The organism is Bradyrhizobium sp. SZCCHNR1002, from assembly GCF_032381435.1.
In the GTDB taxonomy this organism is placed as follows: domain Bacteria; phylum Pseudomonadota; class Alphaproteobacteria; order Rhizobiales; family Xanthobacteraceae; genus Bradyrhizobium; species Bradyrhizobium aeschynomenes.
Window position 1 is genome coordinate 1,161,527 of record NZ_JAUHIS010000001.1, and the last position, 21,738, is coordinate 1,183,264.

Annotated in this window: 21 protein-coding genes; 5 read left to right on the top strand and 16 right to left on the bottom strand. The window is 64.7% G+C overall.

The window, feature by feature from the left end; translation table 11 throughout:
• Positions 1-273 precede the first annotated feature (273 nt).
• Positions 274-987 carry an outer membrane protein gene (locus tag QX108_RS05165; RefSeq protein ID WP_172185660.1) on the bottom strand — a complete coding sequence of 238 codons (714 nt, stop codon included), beginning with the start codon at positions 985-987 and terminating at the stop codon, positions 274-276.
• A gap of 261 nt (positions 988-1,248) precedes the next feature.
• On the opposite strand from QX108_RS05165, the gene QX108_RS05170 reads away from it, so the two are divergent.
• On the top strand, positions 1,249-1,584 hold the full coding sequence (locus tag QX108_RS05170) for a DUF3551 domain-containing protein (protein ID WP_172109571.1): 336 nt from the start codon (positions 1,249-1,251) through the stop codon (positions 1,582-1,584).
• A 108-nt stretch (positions 1,585-1,692) separates the two neighbouring features.
• Here the strand turns inward: QX108_RS05170 and QX108_RS05175 are convergent, their stop codons facing one another.
• Together QX108_RS05175 and QX108_RS05180 are read right to left on the bottom strand one after the other, a co-directional pair.
• On the bottom strand, positions 1,693-2,466 hold the full coding sequence (locus QX108_RS05175; protein ID WP_172132651.1) for an outer membrane protein: 774 nt from the start codon (positions 2,464-2,466) through the stop codon (positions 1,693-1,695).
• Between the two features lie 439 nt (positions 2,467-2,905).
• The gene (locus QX108_RS05180; RefSeq protein WP_315779369.1) at positions 2,906-3,697 is read right to left on the bottom strand and encodes a helix-turn-helix transcriptional regulator; all 792 of its coding nucleotides are present in this window, start codon (positions 3,695-3,697) and stop codon (positions 2,906-2,908) included.
• A gap of 126 nt (positions 3,698-3,823) precedes the next feature.
• Here QX108_RS05180 and QX108_RS05185 point away from each other — a divergent pair, with 126 nt between their 5' ends.
• Positions 3,824-4,903 (top strand): zinc-binding alcohol dehydrogenase family protein, encoded by a 1,080-nt coding sequence (locus QX108_RS05185; protein ID WP_315779371.1) that lies wholly within the window; start codon positions 3,824-3,826, stop codon positions 4,901-4,903.
• A 12-nt stretch (positions 4,904-4,915) separates the two neighbouring features.
• Here QX108_RS05185 and QX108_RS05190 read toward each other — a convergent pair whose 3' ends face one another.
• From QX108_RS05190 to QX108_RS05235, 10 genes are all read right to left on the bottom strand, one after another.
• Complete coding sequence (locus QX108_RS05190) at positions 4,916-5,617, bottom strand: ABC transporter ATP-binding protein (RefSeq protein WP_172109575.1); 702 nt, start codon at positions 5,615-5,617, stop codon at positions 4,916-4,918.
• Positions 5,618-5,624: 7 nt separating this feature from the next.
• Complete coding sequence (locus QX108_RS05195; protein ID WP_172109576.1) at positions 5,625-6,905, bottom strand: lipoprotein-releasing ABC transporter permease subunit; 1,281 nt, start codon at positions 6,903-6,905, stop codon at positions 5,625-5,627.
• 95 nt (positions 6,906-7,000) lie between these two features.
• Positions 7,001-8,335, bottom strand: coding sequence for a proline--tRNA ligase (proS, locus tag QX108_RS05200; RefSeq protein WP_315779373.1), 1,335 nt, complete (start codon positions 8,333-8,335; stop codon positions 7,001-7,003).
• Between the two features lie 210 nt (positions 8,336-8,545).
• Positions 8,546-9,043 carry a TlpA disulfide reductase family protein gene (locus QX108_RS05205; protein WP_315779375.1) on the bottom strand — a complete coding sequence of 166 codons (498 nt, stop codon included), beginning with the start codon at positions 9,041-9,043 and terminating at the stop codon, positions 8,546-8,548.
• Positions 9,040-10,266: a sialidase family protein gene (locus QX108_RS05210; RefSeq protein ID WP_315779377.1), complete on the bottom strand. Its 1,227-nt coding sequence runs from the start codon at positions 10,264-10,266 to the stop codon at positions 9,040-9,042. The genes QX108_RS05205 and QX108_RS05210 overlap by 4 nt, the downstream gene beginning before the upstream one ends.
• Positions 10,267-10,274: 8 nt before the next feature.
• On the bottom strand, positions 10,275-12,665 hold the full coding sequence (locus QX108_RS05215) for a TonB-dependent receptor family protein (RefSeq protein WP_315779379.1): 2,391 nt from the start codon (positions 12,663-12,665) through the stop codon (positions 10,275-10,277).
• A gap of 91 nt (positions 12,666-12,756) precedes the next feature.
• On the bottom strand, positions 12,757-13,122 hold the full coding sequence (locus tag QX108_RS05220) for a DUF2946 family protein (RefSeq protein ID WP_315779381.1): 366 nt from the start codon (positions 13,120-13,122) through the stop codon (positions 12,757-12,759).
• Positions 13,123-13,344: 222 nt separating this feature from the next.
• Positions 13,345-13,851, bottom strand: a complete 507-nt coding sequence (locus QX108_RS05225; protein ID WP_315779382.1) for a copper chaperone PCu(A)C — start codon at positions 13,849-13,851, stop codon at positions 13,345-13,347.
• Positions 13,852-13,988: 137 nt separating this feature from the next.
• Entirely contained in the window at positions 13,989-14,351 is a 363-nt protein-coding gene (locus QX108_RS05230) for a DUF2946 family protein (RefSeq protein WP_315720427.1), read from the bottom strand.
• A gap of 530 nt (positions 14,352-14,881) precedes the next feature.
• Positions 14,882-15,727, bottom strand: a complete 846-nt coding sequence (locus tag QX108_RS05235) for a metallophosphoesterase family protein (RefSeq protein WP_315779384.1) — start codon at positions 15,725-15,727, stop codon at positions 14,882-14,884.
• Between the two features lie 215 nt (positions 15,728-15,942).
• Here QX108_RS05235 and QX108_RS05240 point away from each other — a divergent pair, with 215 nt between their 5' ends.
• Genes QX108_RS05240 through QX108_RS05250 form a run of 3 tightly spaced genes read left to right on the top strand, consistent with a single transcriptional unit; the run spans position 15,943 to position 19,542 of the window.
• On the top strand, positions 15,943-16,977 hold the full coding sequence (locus tag QX108_RS05240; RefSeq protein ID WP_315779386.1) for a sugar ABC transporter substrate-binding protein: 1,035 nt from the start codon (positions 15,943-15,945) through the stop codon (positions 16,975-16,977).
• An 11-nt stretch (positions 16,978-16,988) separates the two neighbouring features.
• Entirely contained in the window at positions 16,989-18,494 is a 1,506-nt protein-coding gene (locus QX108_RS05245) for a sugar ABC transporter ATP-binding protein (RefSeq protein WP_315720429.1), read from the top strand.
• A 10-nt stretch (positions 18,495-18,504) separates the two neighbouring features.
• The gene (locus QX108_RS05250; RefSeq protein ID WP_315779388.1) at positions 18,505-19,542 is read left to right on the top strand and encodes an ABC transporter permease; all 1,038 of its coding nucleotides are present in this window, start codon (positions 18,505-18,507) and stop codon (positions 19,540-19,542) included.
• Between the two features lie 70 nt (positions 19,543-19,612).
• Here the strand turns inward: QX108_RS05250 and mtnK are convergent, their stop codons facing one another.
• The 3 genes from mtnK to mce form a co-directional block, all read right to left on the bottom strand.
• Entirely contained in the window at positions 19,613-20,914 is a 1,302-nt protein-coding gene (gene mtnK, locus QX108_RS05255) for an S-methyl-5-thioribose kinase (RefSeq protein WP_315779390.1), read from the bottom strand.
• A gap of 100 nt (positions 20,915-21,014) precedes the next feature.
• Positions 21,015-21,290, bottom strand: a complete 276-nt coding sequence (locus tag QX108_RS05260) for a DUF1467 family protein (RefSeq protein ID WP_172109590.1) — start codon at positions 21,288-21,290, stop codon at positions 21,015-21,017.
• Between the two features lie 15 nt (positions 21,291-21,305).
• The gene (gene mce / locus QX108_RS05265) at positions 21,306-21,710 is read right to left on the bottom strand and encodes a methylmalonyl-CoA epimerase (RefSeq protein WP_172109591.1); all 405 of its coding nucleotides are present in this window, start codon (positions 21,708-21,710) and stop codon (positions 21,306-21,308) included.
• Between the last annotated feature and the right edge of the window lie 28 nt (positions 21,711-21,738).

Genomic DNA, 21,738 nt, shown 5'->3' on the forward strand with positions numbered 1-21,738 from the left:
TGCGGAATGATTTGCGCCCACAGCGCGATCATCCCGACGAACAGCGTGATGGACGCCAGTGCGGCGGCTTCTTCAACGAAAACCTTCAGCATGGGGACCTCCCTGAGCTAGAACATATGAAGAACAATGTTCCTTTTTCGTTCTCAGGTCAAGCACGCTGACGAGGTGCGCGCCCCGCCGCCGCGGCACGTGGTTAATCTGTCGGCTGACGCTACGAAAAAGGCCCCGGCGCGAATAACGCCGGGGCCTTCGATCCATCGCTGCAGGAGCGAATCAGTACCGCGTCGCCACCGGGCCGCCGAAGCGATAGTTCAGGCGGGCGGTGAAGATGTCGGCGTCCTGCTTGATGCTGTCGGAGCCGAGCGCACCGAAGCTCACGGTCTGACGATCCATGAACAGATGGTCGTACTCGACACCCAGCGACCAGTTCGGAGCAAAGCCGTATTCCAGGCCGGCGCCGACCACGCCGCCCCAGCGCGTGTTGTCGTTGGAGGCGAGGAACCCGCCCGTGGCAGCATTCGTGATCGTGTAGGTGTTGCTGGTCACAGCCGCACCGCCCTTGGCGTAGAGCAGCACGTTGTTCCAGGCGTAGCCGACCTGGCCGGTGAACAGACCGAACGCATCGGTCTTGGTGCGGTTGCGGGTACCGAACAGCGCGCTCACATTGTCGCCGGAGAAATCGGCCCAGTTGCCCTGCGCTTCCACGCCGAACACCAGCTGGCCCATCTGCCAGCGATAGCCGACCTGGCCACCGACGGTGCCGCCGGACGAATCGTGCGAGCCTTCGCGGCCGCCACCCACCAGATCCCAGGTGTTGTGGGTCCAGCCGCCGCCGCCGTTCACACCGATGTAGAAGCCGCTCCAGTCATAGATCGCGGCCATCACCGGCGGCGGTGCCTTCGTGTAGGGACGCGCAGCGAGATCCGCGGCCAGCGCCGGCGAGGCCAGCACCACGATCGCCGTCGTCATCAACACAAGTTTCTTCATCACAGGTCCAGTCTCGTCTCATTTGGCCCCCAGGCCAGCCGCACGTCTTAACCATCCGGGCCACAATTGCTGTAGCGTCGTGGTCACAGCGCGCTTCTGAACGAGCCCTGGACATGTCCGGAAATTAATCTGCAATCACAGTGTGTTGATGGAACATTCCAACTTGCAATCGGAGACCGACCGACTACACACGAAGCGACATCCGCGCCGCCTCGCCACGCTGCGCAAATGCTGTCATCACGAGATGAAGGGAGATCGTTGATGCGTGACGTGTTCTTTGCAGCCCTGGCTGCAGCCGGCCTCGTGGTCGCGACCCATGCGCCGGCGCACGCCGTCGGCGTCAGGCATGCGTTCTGCCTGCAGGGCGACCAGCACCCGGGACTCAGCAACTGCACCTTCGACACTTACGCGCAGTGTCAGGCGACGGCCTCGGGCCGCCTGCTGACCTGCATCGCCAATCCTTATTTCGCCGGCGTCAGCAATGATCCGCGCGCGACGCCCTATCCCTATCCGCACCGGCAGCGCATCAAGCCGCGGCCGCCGGCGCCGAATCCCTACGCCCCCTTCCCCAATCCCTTCGTGTTCGAAGAGGATTGAGCGGCGCATCGTCGGCGCGCGGCGCCGACCAGGCCGACTTCTCCTGTTGATTTGATCGCCGGGGCCGTGGCCTCGGCGATCCGCTTTCGGCAGCGACCGACGCCTGCGTCAGCGCATCATTCCGAAGCCCGGGCCGAACTTGTAGTTCAGCTTCACGAGGCCGATGTCGACGTCCTGCTTGATGCGGTGGGTCATCGCGGGCTGGCCCGCGGCGGCAACGAAGTTCAGGTTCTTGTTGCCGAGAAAGATGTGGTCGTACTCGACGCCGACCGACCAGTTCGGCGCGAAGCCGTATTCGATACCCGCACCGATCGTGCCGCCCCAACGCGTCGTATTGGCGCGATCGAGCATCACGTTGGTGCCGGTGGTGAAGGTGTCGTAGCGATCGCCGACGACCGCGGCGCCGCCTTTGACGTAGCCGAGAATGTTGTCGAAGGCGTAGCCGACCTGGCCGGTGAACAGGCCGAAGCCGTTGGTGCGTGAACGGTCGCTGACATTGGGAAGAATCAGGTTGCGGTTGGTGCCCTTGAAGTTCGCCCAATCGCCCTGCGCCTCGACGCCGAACACCCAGTTCGCCATCTGGTAGCGATATCCGACCTGGCCGCCGACCGCCGCGCCGCCGCCGCCGGAGCAGCCTTCGCGATTCGCCGCCGGGTTGACCGCAACACCTGCGTTCGAAACGAGGTTCCAGCAGTCGCGGCTGGAGCCGCCGCCGGCGTTGAAGCCGATGTAGAAGCCGCTCCAATCATACACCGTGGCCATGACGGCCTGTGGAGCCTTGGTGTAGGGACCCTTCTTCACTGGAAGATCAGCCGCGAAAGCAGACGTCGCCACGGCGATTGCGCCGAGCCCCACCATTGCGCCGAAAAGCGTTTTCATCATCGAACTCCGTAGCTTCTGTCCCAAGGTCCCCAAGCCCTCTATTCCGTCGCAAAACATGCGGCGCGGCGTAGCGCCCATGCCCCTGCATCCGCTCCGCCGACATCATCTGTTGGGCAGATTGGAATGTTTCTTTCCGGCTTTTATGGGATTTGGCGCAAGCACCGCCATTCCAATGGCTTGGTCGCTTCATGAACAAACAACTAATAAGCTATGTGGAGGAGTCGTGACCTACGTCCATGGTCCGCCACAATGAGAGCGGCGTCAAAATCGTGACGGAGAAACTCCCGGTCACGGAATGAACCCTGTCGCGTCTCAGTCGTGAATTCTTTCGGGCGTCACGACGTATCTTGCGAATGCCTAGCATCATCATGCGCAAAACGGACGATTGTATGATCGTCATCCGCCTGCAACGGGTTGCAAGCACCGCCGGTCGCGACGTTCATCGCAGCGGCGGTGACGCAAACGTGTAGTAGATCGCAAGCTTCAGCGCGGGATCGTCATTGGCCTGGAACGTCGCATAGCGCAGCCTCACGCGCCCCTTCTTCGGATGCTCGAGCAGCTTCTCGCCCGCAGCAAGCGCATTGATGTCGTGAGCCGCCCAGAGCTCATCGAACTCGCGGCTACCGCGCCGCAGGCGCGCGATCAGATCCAGGAAGGCAGGATCGCCTGCCCACAAATCATATGTCGCGCGAAACTGCGCGACCATGCGTCTTGCCAGGTCCTTCCATTGCGCGCCGAACAGGCGGCGTACGCCCGGCGTGCACAGCATCAGCAGCAGCGTATTGCGCTCCTCGTCAGCGAGCTGTGAGAAGCCGAATATCTCGTCCGCCGCAGCGTTCCAGGCCAGCACGTCCCATCGTCGTCCCGAGATATAGGCCGGCTGGTTCAGACTGTGCACGAGTTCGCGAAGGCGGACCGGCACCTCCTCGCGGACGAAAGGCTTGCGCGCGGACTCCCGCGCCAGCGCCCTGAGATGCGCATGCTCCGCGCGTGACAGGCGCAGCGCGCGCGCCAGCGCGTCGATGGTCGACGATGAGGGCTTCACCGCGCGGCCCTGCTCAATACGGATGTACCAATCGACGCCGATGCCGGCGAGCTCCGCCACCTCCTCGCGTCGCAGCCCTGTGGTGCGACGCCGCCGCCCGGACGCGAGCCCGACCGCCTGCGGTGTCAGCTTCTCACGCCGGGAGCGCAGAAAGTTTCCGAGCTCCGCATGTCTTGGATCACTCATGGTCTCGTTCCCGCCGAAAGCGATGCCGCAGGCTAGGTCCTACAATCCTAGGATAATACCAGGCCTTCCCGGGCGCAGCATAGACAGGCAGGCTCGGTTGTCGCCACTCTTGAATGGAGAATGATCATGAAGGCAGCCGTGCTGAAACGCTTTGGATCGCCGCTGGAGATCGAACAGGTCGATGACCCCGTGCTGGGCACCGGCGAGGTCATCGTCGATATCGTTGCAGCCGGCGTGCTGTCCTACGCGAACGAGGTGTTCAGCGGCGAGCGGAAGTACCTGCTGGAATTGCCGGTCATCCCGGGGACGGGAGGCATCGGACGGGTCAGCGCCATCGGCCCCGACGCGACGCATCTTGCGATCGGCGACTGGGTGTACTGCGATCCGACCGTGCGCTCGCGTGACGACGTCGTCGCGCCCGACATCACCTTGCAGGGCCTGAGCGCGCGGGGACCGGGCGGCTTGAAGCTGCAACAGCATTTCCGGCACGGCTCGTTTGCCGAGCGCATGCGGGTGCCGACGGAGAACGCCAAGCCGATCGGCGCCATCGACGCACGCGACGCCGCGCAATGGTGCGCGCTCGGCACCCTGCTCGTGCCCTATGGCGGCTTTCTCGCCGCCAATCTGCAGGCTGGCGAGACCGTGCTGATCAGCGGCGCGACCGGCAGGTTCGGCAGCGCCGCGGTCGCGGTGGCGCTCGCCATGGGCGCAGCTGCGGTGGTCGCGCCCGGCCGCAACGAGGCGATGCTGGCCGAGCTCCGGCGCAGGTTCGGATCCCGCGTTCATCCGGTCAAGCTGTCGGGCCACGAGAGCGAGGACACCATCAGCATGAAGCGCGCGGCACCCGGCCCGATCGACTGCGTGCTCGACATCATGCCGCCGTCGGTCACGACCGACGTCGTGCGGTCCGCCGTGATGACCGTGCGTCCCTACGGACGCGTGGCGCTGATGGGAGGCGTCGGGATGCTGGGCGGTCCCGGGCTCGACTTGTCCTACCCCTGGATCATGCGCGACTGCATCACGATCCACGGCGTCTGGATGTACCCGCCGAGCGCGACGGGCAAAATGGTCGGTCTGATCAGGGCTGGGCTGCTCGACCTCGCGCAGTTCGAGCCGACGTCATTCGCCCTCGATCACGCCAACGAGGCCGTCGCGCATGCCGCCGCACACCGCAAGCCATTCCAGATGACGGTGATCAGGCCGTGACTGCGGCCGGGCTCAATCGAGCTCGACCACCTTGCCGCCGACGATGGAGACGCGTCGATCCATGCGGCCGGCCAGCTCCATGTTGTGGGTCGCGATCAGCATCGCGACCCGTGTCGCCTTCACCAGTTGCATCAGGGCGTGGAAGACGTGATCGGCCGTGGCAGGATCGAGGTTGCCGGTCGGCTCGTCGGCCAGCAGCGCGCGCGGGGCGTTGGCGACCGCGCGCGCGATCGCGACGCGCTGCTGCTCGCCACCGGACAGCTCGGAGGGACGATGCTTGATGCGCTCGCCGAGCCCGAGATAGGCCAGGATCTCGCTCGCCCGCTTCACCGTCTCCGAACGCTTGAGGCCGCGGATCATCTGCGGCAGCATCACGTTCTCCAGCGCCGTGAACTCCGGCAGCAGGCGATGCGACTGGTAGACGAAACCGATGTCGGTGCGACGCATCTGGGTGCGCTCGATGTCGGTCAGTTGCGAGGTCGGCGTCCCCGCGACATAGACTTCGCCCTCGTCCGGGCTCTCCAGAAGGCCGGCGATGTGCAGCAATGTCGACTTGCCGGAGCCCGACGGCGCCACCAGCGCCACCGACTGCCCAGCCCACAGCGCCAGCTTGGCGCCGTCCAGAATGGTCAGCTGCTTCTCGCCCTGCATATACCGGCGTTTGATCTCGTGGAGATAAACGACCGGGACGTCCTCGGCCCCCTGCTCTTCCATCAGCGCCTCACTCGTAGCGAAGCGCTTCGACCGGGTCTAATCGGGCGGCGCGCCAGGAAGGATAGAGCGTGGCCAGAAACGACAGGGTCAGGGCCATGATGACCACCGCGCTGGTCTCGCCGGCGTCGATCTCGGCCGGCAGCTTGGACAGGAAGTACAGCGTCGGATCGAACAGATCGGTGTTGGTCAGCCACGACAGAAACAGCCGGATGGTCTCGATGTTCATGCAGATCAGCAATCCGACGATGAAGCCGGTGAGCGTGCCGACCACGCCGATCGAGGCGCCGGTGATCAGGAAGATGCGCATGATCGCGCCTTGCGAGGCGCCCATCGTCCTGAGCACGGCGATGTCCTGGCCCTTGTCCTTCACCAGCATGATCAGGCCGGAGACGATGTTGAGCGCGGCGACCAGCACGATGAGGGTCAGGATCAGGAACATCACGTTGCGCTCGACCTGGAGCGCGTTGAAGAAGGTGGAGTTGCGCTGGCGCCAGTCGACCAGGAACACCGGCCGGCCGGCCGCCTCGGTCACCGTCTTGCGGAACTGCTCCACCTTGTCGGGATTGCTGGTGAAGATCTCGATCGCGGTGACGTCGTTGTTGCGGTTGAAATAGGCCTGCGCCTCCGCCAGCGGCATGAACACGAAGCTGGAATCGTACTCCGACATGCCGATCTCGAATACTGCCGCCACCTTGTAGGGCTTGATACGCGGCGTGGTGCCCATCGGCGTCACGGCACCCTTGGGCGCGACCAGGGTGATGCTGTCGCCGGCATGCAGCGACAACAGGTCCGCGAGCCGGCGACCGATCGCCACGCCCTGTCCCTCGTCGAAGCCTTCGAGCGTGCCCTGCTTGATGTTCTTGGCGATCGACGTCAGGTTCGTCAGGTCCTGTGAGCGGATGCCGCGGATGAACACGCCGGACGCATTGAATGGGGACGAGCCGAGACCCTGGCCATCGACCACGGGAGCGGCGAGCCGAATGCCCTGCACCTGCGAGATCCGCTCGGAGACGTCCTTCCAGTCGGTCAGCGGCGATTCCAGGGGCTGCACCAGGAGGTGGCCGTTCAAACCGAGGATCTTGTCGAGCAGCTCCTTGCGGAAGCCGTTCATGACCGCCATCACGATGATCAGGGTCGCGACGCCGAGCATGATGCCGAGGAACGAGAACCCGGCGATCACGGAGATGAAACCTTCCCGGCGCCGGGCACGCAGATAGCGTCCCGACAGCATCCACTCGAAGGGCGCGAAAGGCGCAGTCTGCACGGGTTCGGTCATGGCTTCATCCATTGCGCGATCATCCCATGATTCGGGCCGATTGTGGCCGGATTGGCCGTCAGCGGGCCGCCTGCTCCGGTGGATAATCCGCTGATCGAACGAGCCACTCAGCCCACGCTTGGCGCGGCGCCGAGCCGGGCGACGACGTCGGCCGGCGTCATCATCTGCCGCGCGCCGTCGCTGCGGGTCTTCACCTCGACCTTGCCCTCGGCGAGGCTCTTGGGGCCGACCATGATCTGCCAGGGGATGCCGATCAGATCGGCGGTCGCGAATTTGCCGCCGGCGCGCTGCTCGGTGTCGTCATAGAGCACGTCGACGCCCTTGGCGAGGAGATCGCGGTAGAGCTGCTCGCAGGCGGCATCGGTGTCGGAGCCGCCCTGCTTCAGGTTGAGGATGACGGCCCGGAACGGCGCCACCTCCTCCGGCCACTTGATGCCTGCATCGTCGTGACACGCCTCGATGATGGCTCCGGCGAGGCGCGACACGCCCACGCCATAGGAGCCGCCATGGATGGTGACCTCGGCTCCATCGGGGCCGGCGACCAGGGCCTTCATCGGCTCGGAATATTTGGTGCCGAAATAGAAGATCTGCCCGACCTCGATGCCGCGGGTGTGGACGCGGCGGTCCGCCGGCACCTCTGCCTCGAAACGAGCACCGTCGTGGACGTCCTCGGTCGCGGCATAGAGCGAGGTCCACTCCTTGATGATCGGCGTCAGGTCCCCGTCGTAGTCGACCGATGCGGGCGGGATCGGCAGATCGAGCACGTTGCGGTCGCAATAGACGCCGGATTCGCCGGTCTCGGCGAGCACGATGAACTCGTGGCTGAGATCACCGCCGATCGGGCCGGTCTCGGCGCGCATCGGGATGCCCTTCAGGCCCATCCGCGCGAAGGTGCGCAGGTAGGCGACGAACATCTTGTTGTACGCGCGGCGCGCGCCGGCTTCGTCCAGATCGAACGAATAGGCATCCTTCATCAGGAATTCGCGCCCCCGCATCACGCCGAAGCGCGGACGCTGCTCGTCGCGGAATTTCCATTGGATATGATAGAGATTGAGCGGCAGATTGCGGTAGGACTTCACGTAGGCCCGGAAGATCTCCGTGATCATTTCCTCGTTGGTCGGCCCATACAGCAACTCACGCTTGTGGCGATCGGCGATGCGCAGCATCTCCGGGCCGTAGGCATCGTAGCGGCCGCTCTCGCGCCAGAGGTCAGCGAGCTGCAGCGTCGGCATCAGCAGCTCCAGTGCGCCGGCCCGGTTCTGCTCCTCACGGACGATCTGCTCGATCTTCTTCAGAACCTTGAAGCCCAGCGGCAGCCAGGCATAGATGCCGGCCGCCTCCTGCCGCAGCATGCCGGCGCGCAGCATCAGACGGTGCGAGACGATCTCGGCTTCCTTCGGATTTTCTTTCAGAATGGGCAGGAAAAACCGCGACAGACGCATGGGCCAAGCCTTCGGGATTCGGTTCGGGCTGGCGCAGTCAAAGCGGATCGGACGGCAAAACACAAGACTGGGTTTGAGAAAAAGCGGCTAAGCGACCGGATTCCCAATCATTTTACTGGTTGCGCTGATGCGGTGGATGAACACGCGCCGCGCCATCTCGCCTGCCGACCGCGATGACCGCGGCCGGCAGGGTCCTCGACCTCAAGCGCCCTATTGCCGCCGCGCCTGTTCCGCAGACCATTTGTCGAGATCGCCGATCTCGGCGCTGCCCTCGATCGTTTCCACGACGCCGTCACGGGTCACGAGCATCGTGCGCGGAATGTCGCCCTGCCAGGAGGGGTCGATCTCGTACCGCAGCCGCTCGACGAAGCCGTCGCTGAAGATGAAGTTCTCGGCGGCGGCAAGGCCGGCCTTGTCCAGCATGGCCTCGGTCGCAGCATGGAGGTTAGGCACCAGGTCGGCGCTGACGGTGACGACGTCGATCTCGGGATGATCCGCCATGAACTTGCCGAGTTGCGGCAGCTCGATCTTGCAGGGGCCGCAGGTCACGCCCCAGAAATGGATCAGCGTCGGGCGGCCCGCATGGGCCCTGAGAACCTCGCGCCAGCTGCCACGCTCGAACGGTTTCAAGGACTGGGGAGCCGCGGTGCTCGACGCGGTCAAGGCGACGAGGCTTGAGATCGCAAGGGCAGCCAATACGCGCTTCATGACTCGTCTCCGATCGCCTGCAACCGATAGCCGTCCGCCTTGGTCATCCAGGACAGCAAGATCTGCTTGCCGCGGGCGACCAGCAGCGGATGATCCGACGCATCGTTCGTGCTGGCAACGGCGCGCGGCTTCGACCAGGTCTCGCCATCGTCGCGCGACTGCATCATCAGCACCGTCGTGCGCTCGCCGTCGAACTCCTTCCAGACCAGCGTCGTGGCATCCGGCGTCGCGAGCACGTAAGGGCGCGTCGGATTGCGGTCGGCCTGACCGATGGCCATCGGCTCGGAGAACGTGCGGCCACCGTCGCGCGAATGCGCATAGAACAGGCCCTTGCGGATCTTGCCGTTGGTGAACCAGGCGACGTGATAGGCCCCAGTCGGCGAAACGGCGAGGCTCGGCCCCTGATGCGGACAGGCCTTGATCTGCCAATCGTCGGTGCTGACGCGCGCAACCTCGCCGGGGGGGCCGAGATCGCTGAACGTGACCACGGCATGGTCGCGCACGCCGCCGTCGAAGATGTTGCGGAACATCACGACCGGGCGTCCCGGCCCCGCGAAGGCAAGTCCCAGCCGGCAACATTCGCAGGTATTGTCCTGAGCGAGCGTCGCCTCGACGTAGGTGGCGCCGCCGTCGCGCGATGACGAGAAGAACAGCGCCGCTCCGTCATAGCTGCGCCCGGCAGCCTTCGCCGGCGCCCGGTTGCGCTTATCGATCCACGCCACGAAGATCATGCCGTCCTGATCGAGCGCCAGCGCCTCGAAACGCTGGCTTTCATTGCTCGAGGTGATCGGGCGCATCTCGGCGAAGCTTTTGCCGCCATCCTCCGAGCGGGTGTACAGCACCTGCCCGTTGAACGCTTGGTCGCGGAAGATCGAGAAGGCCACCGCAATGATGCCCTTGCCATCGACCACCAGCTTCGGCCGGGCATCGGGACCCCAGTCGAGATTGAGAGCCTGCTCGTTGACCGGCACCGCCGCGGAGTAGGTCTGCCCAGCGTCAGTCGAACTGGCAACCGACACCCGCCCTCCGGCCATCCAGGCAAGCCAGAGCTTGCCGTTAGCAGCAAAGAACGGCGTTACCTTGGTGGCGCATCGGAGCTCGGTGCCCTCGCAGGCCGCGTCCGAGCCGTGCTGATGCGCCATCTGGGCCTGGGCGGCGAGTGGACAGAGCAAGCCGATTGCAAGTCCAGCGAGAGCGCTGCGAAGCCGCGACGTCCTTGTCATGTCGGTCCTCATTGGAATGCTACCTTCATGCCGGCCAGAAATGCGCGCGGTGAACCGGCGTAGATCGTTCCGGTCCCCGCCAGCCCCTGCACGCCCGCTCCCGTCACCGTGTTCTGCAGATTGTTCGCCGAAGCGATATAAGTGCGGTCGAACACATTTCGGACTTCGAAGAACACGTTCATCGACTTGAACGTCTCCGAAGCGAGATCCGTCTTGTAGTGAACGTTCAGATTGACCAGCTCATAGCCTGGGGCCTTCTGCAGGTTCGCATTGTCCATATAGAAAGAATCCTTCCATTGGACCTCGACGAACGCCCCTAGCCCGGCCAACCGCCCGCTATCGTGATCGTATCCGATCCGCGCCGTCAGCTCGTTGGGCGAGATGCCCGGGATCTTGTTGCCGGCGCGGTTGAAGCTGAACAGCTTCGAGCTTCCCACCAGATTTTCGGTATATTCTGTGTAGACTTGGTCCAGGTAGGTGTAGGCGGCGGTGAATCTCCAGCCCGGCAGGAACCTCCAGTCCGCGGCCAGCTCGACACCCTTGTGCTCAGAACGCGGTGCATTGAAAGTGTAGGACGAGTTGAGCGAACCCGTGACCGCTTGGGTGACGATCTCGTTGCGGAAGAATTCGTAGAACCCGGTTGCGCTCAAGGTCAGCGCCCGGTTCGGAGTCCAGTCGAAACCGACGTCGTAGCCGAGATTGGTCTGGGACTTCAGCTGGGTGTTGTTGCCGAAATCGCCGGTCGGCAGCACGAACAGGTTCGACGCCTGCGGCGTCCCATAGCCGGTCGCGACACGGGCCCGCAGCAGCCAGTCGCTGTTGACTCTGTAGAGCAGCGCCAGCTCGGGAGCGAGATTGTCGAACTGTCTGTCCGCCGTCGTGATCGTGGTCGTCGTTGCCGCAGCGTAGGTATAGGCGGTGTTTACCCCGCGCAGATGTGTGCGCTCCCAGCCGAGACCGGCCACCGCCGTCAGTGCCGACGTCAACTTGAGCTCCTCGCGGGCCCGCAAGCCGTAGTTGGTGGTCTGGCTCCAGGTGTTGGCCGAGAGGCCTCCGAGCGCTGCGTTGCCGCCGGGCACGACGAAGCGCGTATCTCCGGACGCGGTGAGCGTATTGTAGAACGCGCCGAAGAAAGCGATCGATTCCAGGCCGAAGATTTCACTGCGCTTGGTGATGTCGCTCATGTAGTTGTAGGACGGATAGTCGCCGATCGCACTGGTTGATCCGGTCGGCTGGCTGATGTTGCGGTCGTCGAACACAAACTGATTGCGCCAGGTCGTGTTGTTGTCGAAGTCATGCTCCCAGCGGCCGCCGACGATCGTGCGTCGATCGTTGCGGCCGAGCCCCGCCTGCAACGCGGTCTCCTGATCAACCCCGCCGAGCGTATTCAACCCGTTCTTGTTGAGCCCAACCAACGCACAGCCGGCTGCCCTGGACGACCAAGTGGTGCAGCCCTGCTGATAGGGGTTCTGATAAAAATTGCTCAGCGTGTAGCGGAGCGGCAACCGGGTTGAAAGCTCGTTGTTGATGATCTTGACGGTGAACCGGTCGTCGGGCGTCGCCCTGTAGGTGCCGAGGAAATTGACGGTCTGGGTGTTGAACCAGCTGTTGCCGAGATAGCCGTTGCCGCGGACGTCGCTGGTGAACAGCGAGCCCTCGAAATTGCCGACCTTCTTGCCGAACGTCATGTAGTTGCTGAGATAGCCGAAGCTGCCGCCCTCGCTGCCGATCTCCGCGCCGTCGATGCTGCCGCCCGGACGGGTACGGAAATTGATCGCGCCACCGGTCGCATAATTGCCGTAGAGCGCCGAGGACGGCCCGCGGATCACGTCGACGGCGCCATAGGCGTGGGGGTCGATGAGGTCGCTGCGTGACAGACCGTCTGGCTGGGTGACCGGAAAGCCGTCCTCGAACAGCGCGATGTTGCGGATGCCGAATCCATTGCGGGCGTTGGAGCCGCGGATCGAGATGCCGAGATCGCGCGGCCCATTGCCCTGCTTCAGCGAGACGCCCGGACTTTCGCGCAGGATGTCGCCTACGGTGAACGCCGGCCGGTCGTCATAGCGACTGCGGTCGATGGTGGTCGCGGTCTGGCCGGAGGGCGACTGGCCAAGCTGGTCGCGTGCGGCGCTGGCGCCGGCGGCCCGGTCGGAGGCGGCGACGCCCTGCCCGGACGTGTTGGCGACGGATGCCGCCGCCGGCTTCGGCGCGCGGGTGCGGACGGCTGCGGCCTGTCCGGCCGGCTTGCGCGCCGTCCGCTGTGCCGCCGCGCGCGGCGCGTCGACAGTGACGGATGGCAATTCCCGCTCGGCCTGGGCGTGCGCGATCGTGGCCGGCTGCAACAGCACCAGCGCCATGGCGATCACGCTCGCGCCTGCGAGGGCATGACGACGAAACATGTTTGACTTCCCCAATGCCGGCTATGCGGCCGGTCTTCCTGAACTGAACGGGCCGGCCCGCGCTGGGCGGTGCCGGTGACGACGTCGGTGCTCAGGTCAGAAAGGGAGGTCCTCTGGGTTGCGCCTGGGACCCGGCCGTGAGACGGACAAGCCGGAGCTCCCGCGCGGTCCAGTCGACGCGTGCCATGCTCCGAAGCGGCGCCGCGTGAGCCGGCGCCGGCGGCGCATCGAGCGCCGCGGCGGCGTGGAGCACGCAGCACATCACGCAATCGAGGCCGCAGACTGTGCGGTCGGCATCGCGATCGGAGGGTGCGGCGTCCGCCTCGGCATGGCAGATGACGGCGCCATTCAGTGGATCAAAGGACGCGATCGCCGCCGCGGTCATGGCGGACGCCGCCACCGGCGCCAGCACCTGGATGATCAGCGCCAGCAGAGCCACCGGCAGAAGGCGCGCCATCCAACGGCGCCGCGTCATGCGGCGGGCGCGGCCGTTGCATCGGCAGGGCGTGATCGTACTGCCGGATGTCATGACAGGCCGAGCGTTCCATCAGCGGCACGCAACGCCTGCCCGGCCTGCGCGTCAGGCAGTGGCAGGCCCGCAAGCGAGCCCGCCGGGACAGAGCCGTTGAAGACGCACCGATCCATCGAATGTCCCCTGTCGCCAGGCAGACGCGTTACATCACATCTTGTGCTCGTGCTTCATCATGCTGCCGCCCTCGCCGCCCGGCCCCTTGGCGCCGACGGGCTGCACCTCGAGCGTGACGGCCACCTTGCCGGCTTTCTCGAACTCCAGCGTCACCGGCAGCTTGTCGCCCTGCTTCAGCGGGCTCTTCAGCTCCATCAGCATCAGGTGATAGCCGCCGGGCGCCAGTGCCACGGTCTTGCCGGGCTCGATCTCCAGCCCCTTCTCCAGCGGGCGCATCGTCATCACGCCGTTGGTGACCGCCATCTCGTGAATCTCGATGTGACCGGCGATCTCGCCGGACACGGCGACCAGGCGGTCCGGCGCGCTGCCCTTGTTCTGGATCGTGAGATATCCGGCGCCCGTCTTGGCGCCGCCCGGCGTGGCGCGGCTCCACGGCTGGGAGATCACGAGGTCACCGGCCTTGATGTCTGCGGCGGAGGTGGCGGGCGAGGCGGCCAGCAGGAGAGCGAGTGCAAGCAGGGAGCGTCCGATGAACGTCATGGGGGATTCCTTTGTGAGGGTCGTCGCGGTGCGCGATTGAAGCCTTGTCGCGGGTCGACCCGGCAACGGCTGACCGGGCAGACCAAGCAAGGCGGTTTTGCGAATGAGAGGGGACAAGCCGCAGAGCGGCCGACGCACTAGGCTGCGGGTGGCGCTCTTGCCTGCGCGAGCGACCAGGCCCGGGCCGCGCGGAGAAGCGGCGCCATTGCCCGCCAGACCACGACATGCGAGGCCTGCTCGGGAACATCGACGACGGACAGGTCCGGATCATCGAGGGCGACCGGCTGCACCAAGCAGCAGAGGGCACAAGAAGAGCATCCCCGCTTGGACGAATCGTCATCGGCAGGTGCGGAATCCGGCTGGCTATGGCAGATCTCGACGCCACGCAGCGGATCGGAGGCGGCCGATACGGATGCCCAGGCGCCACCGATCGGCGCCAGGATCTGCACCACCAGTGCGATCAGCACGATCGGAAGAAACGCTTGCAGCCGCTGCCGCATGAATGCCCGCCAAATGAACCCGAATCTTGTGCCCCAGCCGACGCCATGAGTCGAGGACGCTCTGAGCACAGTCGGGGACATTCGGCCGGCGGTCGTTGATTAAGAACAACGCCGCGGGCGTTCGCGAACCGCCGGACCGAGCGGTATTTTAGAACCAATGACGGGAAAAGCCGAAAACAAATCCCGCGAATTGCAATGACTTATCGATCATTTCGTGGTCTGCGCGAAATTTGAACAATCGTTGCCGAAAAGGATGACAAACGCAAAAAGATCGTCTACGAATTTGGGCCTCAGGCTAACGCTTGCGGAAGTCTGGTGGTCCAAGTCTCGGGAGGAGCCCTGGCGCGCAACAAGCAGCGTCACCCCGCTTAACAAGATCAAATCTGAACTTGCGGGATATTTAAAGGGTCGACACAATTTCCGAGCAGGGCCCGCTGCCCTGCTCTATTTTTTTGCAGCTGCCGCGAACTTCCCTTCTCATCCGACGGTATCGCGGGCCGCATGAACGCTGCCTGAACATCCTGACCAACTCAGGCCACCGCTGACGCCGCGAAGCGCGCCAACGGAGCACGCCACCGTGTCCTGGTCTTCGGCCATGGCAGTGTCACCGACAGCGGTTCGCGGCCGGTCACCGTCCAGCGCAGCCGCCCCTCCTCGATGTCCAGAATGCCGGCGGCCTCGGCCGGAGCGCCCGAGATGAACGTCTCAGTCAGGGACTGCAGGGTCAGGTGCGACGTGCCATCGACCGTCGTCAGCGTATTCCAGTGAACATGTCCGGCGAGCGCAACGATCGGGCACGGCGCCTCCGCGATGGCCGCGCGGATTGCATCGGTCTCGGCATAGGCGGCGTGTCCCGGATTGGCTTCGAAGTAGTAGTTGCCGATCTGAGCATGTCCAGACAGCGGCACGTGACTGACGAGCAGGGTCGGCCGATCATCCTGCCAAAGCAATCGAACCAGCTCCTCGAGGTCGCCCGCAGACAGGCGAAATCCACGCTCCCGTGTGAGCCCCACGTCGGGCTGCCAGAACACGCACCTGATATCGCCAACCGTCAGAGCGCGCGATCCGCTCGGACGATCCAGGATCGCTTCATTGTCGGCGAGACTGAGCAAGGCGACATCGTGATTGCCGCTGACGTGATGATGCACCGGCACGAGCTTTCCGAAGCACATCGCGACGTCGCTCTGCAGCAGGCGATCCCGCTCCGGATCCTCGTCCGAGATCCTGTCGCCGAGATCGATGACTGCATCGAAGCGCCCACTGTTGACCTCTGCGACAAATTGCTCGAGCAGCGGCAGCGCCATCGATCCGCGCTTCGTCGGCGTGTCCTGGCCGTGATGAATATCGCCGATGACGGCAATGCGCGTCGTTGCCAAAGCTGATCTCCCAGAATGCCTTGCGCGAAGATGGCGTCGCAGCGCCGCGTACCACGAACGCATCACGGTTTTCTGACATCGCGTGCAGCGCGGAAGTCCCTCGATGCAGCGCACAACATCCGGCTGTAGCGTGATTAGTTCGGTTGTGAAACAGTGCAGGTCTTGGTAGCGCAATCAATGACGCCGCCAGACAACGATGGGACAGGGAGCACGGGATGTCCGGCACTGACAAAACGTCCAAGAAAACGGTCAAGACCAGGCGCGATCTTATCCAGGCGGCCACGGCCGCGGGCTCGGCGGCGGCCCTGCTCGCCGGCTTCGGCATCAATCCGGCGCTCGCCGCCGAGATGGGCCGCTCCGAAAAGCCGCTCAAGGCGGCGTTCTCCAATGCCGGCCTGCAGGCGACCTGGTGCGCCCAGGGCAAGCAGGCGGCGGAATGGTGGGGCAAGCTGCTCAATGTCGAGGTGACCTGGTTCGACGGCCAGCTCGATGCGGTGAAGCAGCGCGCGGCGATCGACAACATGGCCTCGCAGAAGTGGGACTTCGTCGCGATCCAGGCGTTCGGCATCGGTACGCTGACGCAGCCGGTGCAGAAGATGATCGACGCCGGCATCCCCGTCATCGACATGGACACGCTGATCGCCCCGCTCGATCAGATCAACGTCCATTCGTTCCTGGCCCCCGACAACGAGTTCATGGGCGCCTCCGTCACCCAGGCGCTGGCGACAGCGATGGGCGGCAAGGGCAAGATCATCATGACGCAGGGTGCGCTCGGCCACACCGGCGCGCAGGGCCGCGCCAAGGGCTTCAACTCGGTGATCAAGCAATTCCCGAACATCGAGGTGCTCGACACGCAACCGGCCGACTGGGACGTCTCCAAGGCGGCGCGGCTGTGGGAGACCTATCTGACGAAATATCCGCAGATCGATGCGGCGTTCTTCCACAATGACGACATGGCGCTGGCCGCCTACAACATCATGAAGGCCCGCAACCGCACCAACATCCTGATCGGCGGCGTCGACGCCATGCCGCCGGCGATCCAGGCGGTCAGCGACGGCCGCATGTTCGCGACCGTGCGCAATCCGTCCTGCCGCATCCATGGCGGCGCGATCGTCGCGGGTGTTGCCGCGGTCACGGCCGGCGAGAAGAGCGGCCAGGGCATTCCAAAGCATGTGATCACCGACGGTCCGGTCGTGACCAAGGCCAATGCTCCGGGCATGCAATGGATGGAGGATCACTTCCTGATCTGAAGTCCCTTCCCATGCTGGACAGCCGCCCACCACTGCTGGAATTGCAGGACATCACCAAGTCGTTCGGCGGCGTCACCGCCTTGCGCGGCGTCGATTTCACCCTTCGTCCCGGCGAGATTCATGGTCTCGTCGGGGAGAACGGCGCCGGCAAGAGCACGCTGATGAAGATCATCGCCGGCGTGCACACCGGATTCTCCGGCCGTTTCCTGCTCGACGGCCGCGAGGTGCATTTCAACTCCACCCGCGACGCTCGCGCCGCCGGCATCGCCATGGTGCATCAGGAACTGAGCGTCGCGCCGGATCTCACGGTGGCCGAGAACGTGTTTCTCGGCAACCAGCCGACCAATGCACTGGGCATCGTGCAGTGGCGCCGCATGGCGCGCGAGGCTGCCGAACAACTCAAGAAGCTCGGCATCGACGCCGATCCGATGAGCCGGCTCGGCGATCTGCCGATCGGCGTGCAGCAGTTGATCGAGATCGCGCGCGTGCTGTTCTCCGGCGCCCGCATCATCATCCTGGACGAGCCGACCTCGGCGCTGTCGCCGCCCGAAGTCGAGCGGCTGTTCGCCGCCTTGCGCAAGCTGCGCGAGCAGGGCACCGGGATCATCTTCATCTCGCATTTCATCGAGGACATCCTGCTGATCTCCGATGAGGTCACGGTGTTCCGCAACGGCCGCAAGATCATGGAGACGCGGGCCGCCGACACCAGCAAGGCGGCGCTGATCGAGGCGATGATCGGCAAGGGGCGCGACGCGCTCGAGGACAGCTACACCCACGACATCACCCTGCCCGCGCCGCCGCTCGACAAGCCCGTGGTGGTCGAAGCCGATGGCCTGTCGCTGGCCCGCAATCTGAAGCGCGTGTCGTTCGCGGTGCGCGCCGGAGAGGTGCTCGGCGTCTACGGCTTCATGGGCTGCGGCCAGCTCGAGCTGGCGCGGATCCTGTTCGGCAAGCTCGCGCCCGATGCCGGCGAACTGCGAATCTCGGGCGAGCGCAACCGGTTCAAGAGCACGGCGGATGCCCGCCGCGCCGGCATCGCCTTCGTGCCGGAGAGCCGACGCGACATGCTGTTTCTGCAGGAGCCTGTCTACAAGAACGTCTCGATCAGCATCCTCGACCGCATCAACGCGGTGCTGCTGAAGCCGTCGCGCGAGCGCGCGCTGGCGAAGCGCCAGGTCGAGCAGCTGCAGATCCGGCCGGCCGATGTCGAGATCGACCTCGGCCTGCTCTCCGGCGGTAACCAGCAGAAGGTCGCACTGGCGAAATGGCTCAGCCATCCGCCGCGACTTCTCGTGCTGTGCGAGCCGACCCGCGGCATGGATGTCGGCGCCAAGAGCGACGTGATCGGAATCGTGCGGCAACTGCGCGACCAGGGCATTGCCGTGATCGTGCTCTCGACCGAGCCGGAAACCGTGCTGTCGCTGGCCGACCGCGTCATCGTTCTCAAGCGCGGCGAGGTCGTGCGCGAATTCGCCGGCGAGACCATCAGCAAAGACCGTCTGCTCGAGGCGGCGTAGGGAGACTTCCATGGCGCATGGCAAGACCGTTCCGATGCCGGAGGCGCCGCCGCGACGCACCGGCGGCGTCGCGTCCGTGTTGCGCTCGCAGATGCGCAACATCGCGCCGTTCCTGACTTTGATCTTCCTCACGGCGTTCTTTGCGATCGCAAGTCCGTCCTTCGCGACGCTCGACAATGTCGGCAACATCCTGACGCAAGTGTCCGTGACCGGCATCATCGCGGTCGGTCTGACATTCGTCATTCTCTGCGCCGAGATCGACCTGTCGATCGCGGCCATCGCCAACGTGACCGGCATTGCCGTGGCCTATTTCACGCTGCAGGACTCCTACGTCAACATCGCCAACGTGCCGATGCCGGGCTTTGTCGCGATCCTGCTCGCGCTGGCCCTGTGCGCGCTGCTCGGCGCCGTCAATGCGTTCGGCTTGACGGTGATCGGCATTCCCTCCTTCATCATGACGCTGGCGATGATGCAGATCGCGGCCGGCATCTCGGCGATGCTGGTGCGCGGCCAGATCGCCTACAAGGTGCCTCCCCTGATCACCACGCTGGGTTCAGGCTCGATCGCAGGCGTGCCCTGGATCGTGATCGTCGCCGCGCTGATGCTGCTGCTCGGTCATCTCGTTCTGACCTACACGCGGTTCGGCCGCTACGTCTACATGGTCGGCGGCAATCGCGAGGCTGCCGAGTACTCGGGCCTGAACGTCAAGCTGATCCTGGGCAGCGTGATGGTGATCTCCGCGGTCTGCTCGGGGATCGGCGGCATGCTCGGCGTCGCACATTTCGGCAGCGCGCAGCAGAACGAGTTCGACACCTATCTGCTCGACTCGATCGCCGCCGTCGTGGTCGGCGGCACCAGCCTGTTCGGCGGCCGCGGCGGCATCGGCAACACCATCGTCGGTCTGTTCGTGCTCGGCGTGCTGAACAACGGCCTCGACCACGTCAACATCGACAGCTTCCTGAAGATCCTGATCCGCGGCCTGATCCTGCTGGCGGCCCTGGTGATCAACGTCTACGCACAACGGCTGCGAGCGAAAGCGGCGGACTAACAATCCAGGGCCGCGCGGGGACACTGGATTGCTTTGTCGCTTCGCTCCTCGCAATGACGCGAGAGGTCATTCAAAACGCTGGCTGCCAATGACGCAGCTCGTGGGCGGCCTTCGTAAGCGCGTCGATCGACGTGAACGATGCTGTCTCGGTCATCAGCTTTCGCGCCAGTCGCAGCGCCCTCGCCTCGCACACCGCGCGCTGTTTCGCATCTTCGATCAGTTCGAAATCGATGTTGTGCGCCAGACCCAGGATGCGGCGGATGATCTTCGCGGCCGTGAAGCCGACGGCGTCCTGGAGCAATCTGGCGATATAGGCCTGGCGCTCCGTCTCCAGCCGCGCGGCTCCTGCCTCTCCCGGAAACAGTGACGGCGAATAGGCATCGCCGTGCGCCTCGCTGCGCCATAGCGCCTGGAATTTGTCCGCAAATCCCGTCCACACGCGATCGACGGTCGCGAGCACCCAGCTCTCGAAGGCTTCCCGATCTCCCGGCTCCCGCTCATGTCCTGCGGATGCGAAATAGGCCATCAGCAGGTTGGCCAGAACGGCGCCGACGTCGAACCCCATCGGTCCATAGAACGCGAATTCGGGATCGATCACCTTGGTCTGCGTGTCCGTGACCATGATCGAACCGGTGTGCAGATCGCCATGGATCAAGGCTTCGGCGCTCGACAGAAACTTCAGCTTCAGTCGGGAGATCGCGACATGCAGATCGAGATCGGCGCGGATGTCCGCCGCCGTCGCATCCAGCCATGGCGTGGTCCAGCGGTTCTGCTCGGCGATCCGATAGGGATCAGTGAAGATCAGGTCCTCGGTGATCTTGCACAGCGCATGGTTGCCGGCGAAGCTCGCAATCGCCTCCTTCTTCTCCGCGGCCGACAGCGCGAGGTCGGACGAGAAGAACAATGTCCGCGCCATGAAGGTCGTGATGTGATCGACGAAGGCGGGATAGATCGTGCCGGCGACCAGGCCCTTGCGCATGATGATGTGCGGCTCCAGCAGCTCCATCGCCGTCAGCGCCAGCGCATGATCATGATGGATCACCGCCGGGACCAGGCCTGGCGCCAGCCGCCCCTGTTGGGTGAGCGCGAGATGCTCGAAGTGCGCGCGCGACAGCGGCAGTGGCCAGCTCTCGCCGACCAGCCGCACGTAAGGCAGCGCCTGCTTGACCGCCAGTCCGCCTGACGATCCCTTGACGATGAAAACGAGGTTGAGATTGCCATCGCCGACCTCGGAGATCGACCAGTGCTCCGCCGGTCCTCCAAGTTGAGCCGCGACCGCTGGCGTCCTCGCGAGATGGTTGCGAAGATCCGCCTCGTTCAGAATGCGATAGCCCGATGGCGTCCCCTGCCCGGCTTCGGCCGATGTCGTCACGCGCAACCTCCCTGTCGCTCTTGTTTTGACCTCCTATAGCAAAAAAGCCGATGCACGTCCGTGCATCGGCTCCGACAGAATGTTGTGCGATGCGAGCGAGCTAGAACGGCAGGCCCATCAGCTTCGAGAGCCTCTCGATGCTGAGATAGCCGGCCTGATACGCCAGCAAGGCCAGCCCAAAGATGACGGCCGACAGAAACGTCGTCCAGAGCAGGCGTCGTCCCATCAGGCTGATCGTCGGCGCGCCTGGATCCGTGCCCGGCGAGGCGCCGCCGGTCTCGTGCTGGCTGCGCACCCCGAACGGAAGGGTCACGAACAGCATGACCCACCACAGCACGAAGTAGATCGCGAGCCAGGTGGAGATCGTATAGGCCATGGTCGCCCCGCTGCCTCAGGCCTGCTCGATCTCGACGAGCGCGCCGGAAAAATCCTTCGGGTGCAGGAACAGCACCGGCTTGCCGTGGGCGCCGATGCGCGGCAGCCCGTCGCCGAGCACGCGGGCGCCTTCCTTGATCAGCGTGTCGCGCGAGGCGATGATGTCGGGCACCTCGTAGCAGACATGATGGATGCCGCCATCGGCATTGCGCTCGAGAAACTTCGCGATCGGCGAGGACTCGCCGAGCGGCTGGATGAACTCGATCTTGGTATTCGGCAACGTCACGAATACGGTGATCACGCCGTGATCCGGCAACGGCAGCGGCGCCGAGATCTCGGCACCGAAAGCGGCGCCATAGATCTTCGCCGCCTTCTCGGCATCCTTGACCGCGATCGCCACGTGATTGAGCCGGCCCAGCATCGGTTCCTCCACTGTTTGGTTGTCGTTC